The sequence below is a fragment of the Pseudonocardia hydrocarbonoxydans genome, from assembly GCF_006539565.1.
GTDB classification, from domain to species: Bacteria; Actinomycetota; Actinomycetes; order Mycobacteriales; family Pseudonocardiaceae; genus Pseudonocardia; species Pseudonocardia hydrocarbonoxydans.
This window is the reverse complement of the sequence record NZ_BJNG01000071.1, coordinates 1-5,448: the sequence shown is the minus strand read 5'-3', so window position 1 is coordinate 5,448 and position 5,448 is coordinate 1. Positions and strand designations below refer to the sequence as shown.

The window sequence follows — 5,448 nt, the reverse complement described above, 5'->3', positions numbered from 1 at the left end:
CCCCCGCCTGACGGCGGGGGCCCACAAATGAGGTTTGATGTCGGCGGCGACCTACTCTCCCACACCCTGACAGGTGCAGTACCATCGGCGCTGGAGGGCTTAGCTTCCGGGTTCGGGATGGGACCGGGCGTTCCCCCTCCGCCATAACCACCGACAACACTATCGAAGTGTCGTGCTGATCAAAGCATATGCAATTAGTGGATGCGAACAGACGATCATTCACCACCCAGACCACACATGGTTGTGTGTTCAGGGTCGCACAGTGGATGCAAACAACTTGTCATGAACAAGCCCTCGGCCTATTAGTACCAGTCAACTCCACCCCTCACAGGGCTTCCATCTCTGGCCTATCAACCCCATGGTCTGTGGGGGGCCTTAACCACGCAAGGTGGTGGGAGACCTCATCTTGGAACGAGCTTCCCGCTTAGATGCCTTCAGCGGTTATCCCTTCCGAACATAGCCAACCAGCCATGCCCCTGGCGGGACAACTGGCACACCAGAGGTCCGTCCGTCCCGGTCCTCTCGTACTAGGGACAGCCTTCCTCAAGTCTCCTGCGCGCGCGGCGGATAGGGACCGAACTGTCTCACGACGTTCTAAACCCAGCTCGCGTACCGCTTTAATGGGCGAACAGCCCAACCCTTGGGACCTACTCCAGCCCCAGGATGCGACGAGCCGACATCGAGGTGCCAAACCATGCCGTCGATATGGACTCTTGGGCAAGATCAGCCTGTTATCCCCGGGGTACCTTTTATCCGTTGAGCGACACCCCTTCCACCAGGTGGTGCCGGATCACTAGTCCCGACTTTCGTCCCTGCTCGACCTGTCGGTCTCACAGTCAAGCTCCCTTGTGCACTTACACTCAACACCTGATTGCCAACCAGGCTGAGGGAACCTTTGGGCGCCTCCGTTACATTTTGGGAGGCAACCGCCCCAGTTAAACTACCCACCAGGCACTGTCCCTGAACCAGATCATGGCCCGAGGTTGAGACACCCAATTCGACCAGAGTGGTATTTCAACAACGACTCCACAACCACTGGCGTGGCCGCTTCACAGTCTCCCACCTATCCTACACAAGCCGAACCGAGCACCAATACCAAGCTGTAGTAAAGGTCCCGGGGTCTTTCCGTCCTGCCGCGCGTAACGAGCATCTTTACTCGTAGTGCAATTTCGCCGAGTCTGTGGTCGAGACAGCGCCCAAGTCGTTACGCCATTCGTGCAGGTCGGAACTTACCCGACAAGGAATTTCGCTACCTTAGGATGGTTATAGTTACCACCGCCGTTTACTGGCGCTTAAATTCTCCGCTTCGCCCCGAAGGACTAACAGGTCCTCTTAACGTTCCAGCACCGGGCAGGCGTCAGTCCGTATACATCGTCTTGCGACTTCGCACGGACCTGTGTTTTTAGTAAACAGTCGCTTGGGCCTGGTCTCTGCGACCGCCCACCGCTAGCCCGCAAGGAGCTTCACAGCAGACGGTCCTCCTTCTCCCGAAGTTACGGAGGTATTTTGCCGAGTTCCTTAACCACAGTTCACTCGATCGCCTTAGTATTCTCTACCTGACCACCTGTGTCGGTTTGGGGTACGGGCCGCAACAGCACTCGCTAGAGGCTTTTCTCGGCAGCATGGGATCACTCTACTTCGCCTCAATCGGCTACGCGTCACGTCTCACCCTCATATGACACCCGGATTTGCCTGGATGTCGGGCTACACGCTTGCACCAGTACTACCATTCACTGGCGGAGCTACCCTCCTGCGTCACCCCATCGCTTGCCTACTACCGGATCGGTTCCCACGCTCCCCCGACGAACAACCCCGAAGGGTCGTAAGCGGGTTCGGATGGTTAGCATCACCGGCCTCAGCACGGACGCACTATCACGGGCACGGGAATATCAACCCGTTGTCCATCGACTACGCCTGTCGGCCTCGCCTTAGGTCCCGGCTCACCCTGGGCGGATTAACCTGGCCCAGGAACCCTTGGTCATTCGGCGGCAGAGGTTCTCACTCTGCATTCGCTACTCATGCCTGCATTCTCACTCGCACACCCTCCACGGCTGGGTCACCCCGCCGCTTCACCGGATGCACGACGCTCCCCTACCCAACACCACGACTACACCCGCAGGGACGAACCCACGCCGGCGGATCTCATGTGGTATTGCCACGGCTTCGGCGGTGTGCTTGAGCCCCGCTACATTGTCGGCGCAGGACCACTTGACCAGTGAGCTATTACGCACTCTTTAAAGGGTGGCTGCTTCTAAGCCAACCTCCTGGTTGTCTGGGCGATCCCACATCCTTTCCCACTTAGCACACGCTTAGGGGCCTTAGCCGGTGATCTGGGCTGTTTCCCTCTCGACTATGAAGCTTATCCCCCACAGTCTCACTGCCGCGCTAGAAATACCGGCATTCGGAGTTTGGTTGAGTTCAGTAAGATTTTGGTCCCCCTAGCCCATCCAGTGCTCTACCTCCGGCATCCACCACGCGACGCTGCACCTAAATGCATTTCGGGGAGAACCAGCTATCACGGAGTTTGATTGGCCTTTCACCCCTACCCACAGCTCATCCCCCCCGTTTTCAACCGAGGTGGGTTCGGGCCTCCACGACGTCTTACCGTCGCTTCACCCTGGCCATGGGTAGATCACTCCGCTTCGGGTCTACACCCCGCGACTCAAACGCCCTATTCAGACTCGCTTTCGCTACGGCTACCCCACACGGGTTAACCTCGCCACGAAGCATAACTCGCAGGCTCATTCTTCAAAAGGCACGCCATCACCCGAAGGCTCTGACGGCTTGTAGGCACACGGTTTCAGGTACTATTTCACTCCCCTCCCGGGGTACTTTTCATCTTTCCCTCACGGTACTAGTCCGCTATCGGTCATCAGGGAGTATTTAGGCTTACCGGGTGGTCCCGGCAGATTCACAGCAAATTCCACGAGCTCGCTGCTACTCGGGAACATCATCCACCACGCGTGCCGAATTTTCGCGTACGGGGCTCTCACCCACTACGGCGACCCTTTCCAGAAGTCTTCCGCTAACACGACACCACGCAGTCAGACAGACGGCAGTCCACCTACGACAACGTCCCACAACACCCACATCGCAACGCCTGCCGGCTTGACACGACATAGGTTTAGCCTCTTCCGCTTTCGCTCGCCACTACTCACGGAATCACGGTTGTTTTCTCTTCCTGTGGGTACTGAGATGTTTCACTTCCCCACGTTCCCTCCAACACCCTATGTATTCAGATGCTGGTAACACCCCATGACGGGTGCTGGGTTTCCCCATTCGGACATCCTCGGATCACAGCTCGGTTGACAGCTCCCCGAGGCCTATCGCGGCCTCCCACGTCCTTCATCGGCTCCTGATGCCTAGACATCCACCATGTGCCCTTAAACACTTGTTCACAACAAGATGCTCGCATCCACTATGCAACACTCAACACACAACCACACCCCAACCCACCACGACCACCACCACACCCACCCACACCACCGACCAAAGCCGGCGACACCAGGGATGCGTTAGACGGTCCAGGCCAGGAGCAGCCAGAGAACAACACCCACACTCAGGTGTCCCCTCAGGACCCAACAGCGTGCCGAACCCGCAACCACCCCGAAGGACAGCCACGCATCTCGAAGATCTACTCGGAATTATGTTCCACCCAGCCACCACCCCAGCACCGACCCGAAAGCCGACACCGAAAGCAGTGGATATCGTGAAAGGAGAACCAGCCACCTTCAGAGTGACCAGCCAGCCTCACCACACGGTGAGAACTCCTTAGAAAGGAGGTGATCCAGCCGCACCTTCCGGTACGGCTACCTTGTTACGACTTCGTCCCAATCGCCAGTCCCACCTTCGACAACTCCCTCCCACAAGGGGTTAGGCCGTCGGCTTCGGGTGTTACCAACTTTCGTGACGTGACGGGCGGTGTGTACAAGGCCCGGGAACGTATTCACCGCAGCGTTGCTGATCTGCGATTACTAGCGACTCCAACTTCATGGGGTCGAGTTGCAGACCCCAATCCGAACTGAGACCAGCTTTAAGGGATTCGCTCCACCTCACGGTCTCGCAGCCCTCTGTACTGGCCATTGTAGCATGTGTGAAGCCCTGGACATAAGGGGCATGATGACTTGACGTCATCCCCACCTTCCTCCGAGTTGACCCCGGCAGTCTCCCATGAGTCCCCGGCATAACCCGCTGGCAACATGGAACGAGGGTTGCGCTCGTTGCGGGACTTAACCCAACATCTCACGACACGAGCTGACGACAGCCATGCACCACCTGCACACCAGCCACAAGGGAACGCCCATCTCTGGACGCGTCTAGTGCATGTCAAACCCAGGTAAGGTTCTTCGCGTTGCATCGAATTAATCCACATGCTCCGCCGCTTGTGCGGGCCCCCGTCAATTCCTTTGAGTTTTAGCCTTGCGGCCGTACTCCCCAGGCGGGGCGCTTAATGCGTTAGCTGCGGCACAGAGACCGTGGAATGGCCCCCACACCTAGCGCCCACCGTTTACGGCGTGGACTACCAGGGTATCTAATCCTGTTCGCTCCCCACGCTTTCGCTCCTCAGCGTCAGTATCGGCCCAGAGACCCGCCTTCGCCACCGGTGTTCCTCCTGATATCTGCGCATTTCACCGCTACACCAGGAATTCCAGTCTCCCCTGCCGAACTCAAGTCATGCCCGTATCGACCGCAAGCTCAGGGTTAAGCCCCAAGTTTTCACGACCGACGCGACAGACCGCCTACGAGCTCTTTACGCCCAATAATTCCGGACAACGCTCGCACCCTACGTATTACCGCGGCTGCTGGCACGTAGTTGGCCGGTGCTTCTTCTACCCCTACCGTCACCCGAAGGCTTCGTCAAGGTCGAAAGAGGTTTACAACCCGAAGGCCGTCATCCCCCACGCGGCGTCGCTGCGTCAGGCTTTCGCCCATTGCGCAATATTCCCCACTGCTGCCTCCCGTAGGAGTCTGGGCCGTGTCTCAGTCCCAGTGTGGCCGGTCGCCCTCTCAGGCCGGCTACCCGTCGTCGCCTTGGTAGGCCATCACCCCACCAACAAGCTGATAGGCCGCGGGCCCATCCCCAGCCGAAAAAACTTTCCACCACACACCATGCGACATGTGGTCATATCCGGTATTAGACCCAGTTTCCCAGGCTTATCCCAGAGCTGAGGGCAGGTCACCCACGTGTTACTCACCCGTTCGCCGCTCGTGTACCCCCGAAAGGGCCTTACCGCTCGACTTGCATGTGTTAAGCACGCCGCCAGCGTTCGTCCTGAGCCAGGATCAAACTCTCCAACAAAAACAGAGGGTTCAACACCCAACAAAAGTACCCACAACCAAAGTCGCAGGCAAAACAAACTGGCATAAAACCAATTCAAGATCGCATCGTCCAAAGACGACACAGTTCGACACACTGTTGAGTTCTCAAAAGACACCCGCACACCATCC

At 57.8% G+C, this 5,448-nt stretch carries 3 rRNA genes; all 3 read right to left on the bottom strand.

Annotated features, from left to right (window positions below):
- Positions 1–38: 38 nt before the first annotated feature.
- Positions 39–155 (bottom strand): 5S ribosomal RNA (gene rrf, locus PHY01_RS25930).
- Positions 156–282: 127 nt separating this feature from the next.
- A 23S ribosomal RNA gene (locus tag PHY01_RS25925) occupies positions 283–3,397 on the bottom strand.
- 378 nt (positions 3,398–3,775) lie between these two features.
- Positions 3,776–5,299: ribosomal RNA gene (locus PHY01_RS25920) — 16S ribosomal RNA — on the bottom strand.
- The 16S, 23S and 5S rRNA genes sit together here, the layout of an rRNA operon.
- Between the last annotated feature and the right edge of the window lie 149 nt (positions 5,300–5,448).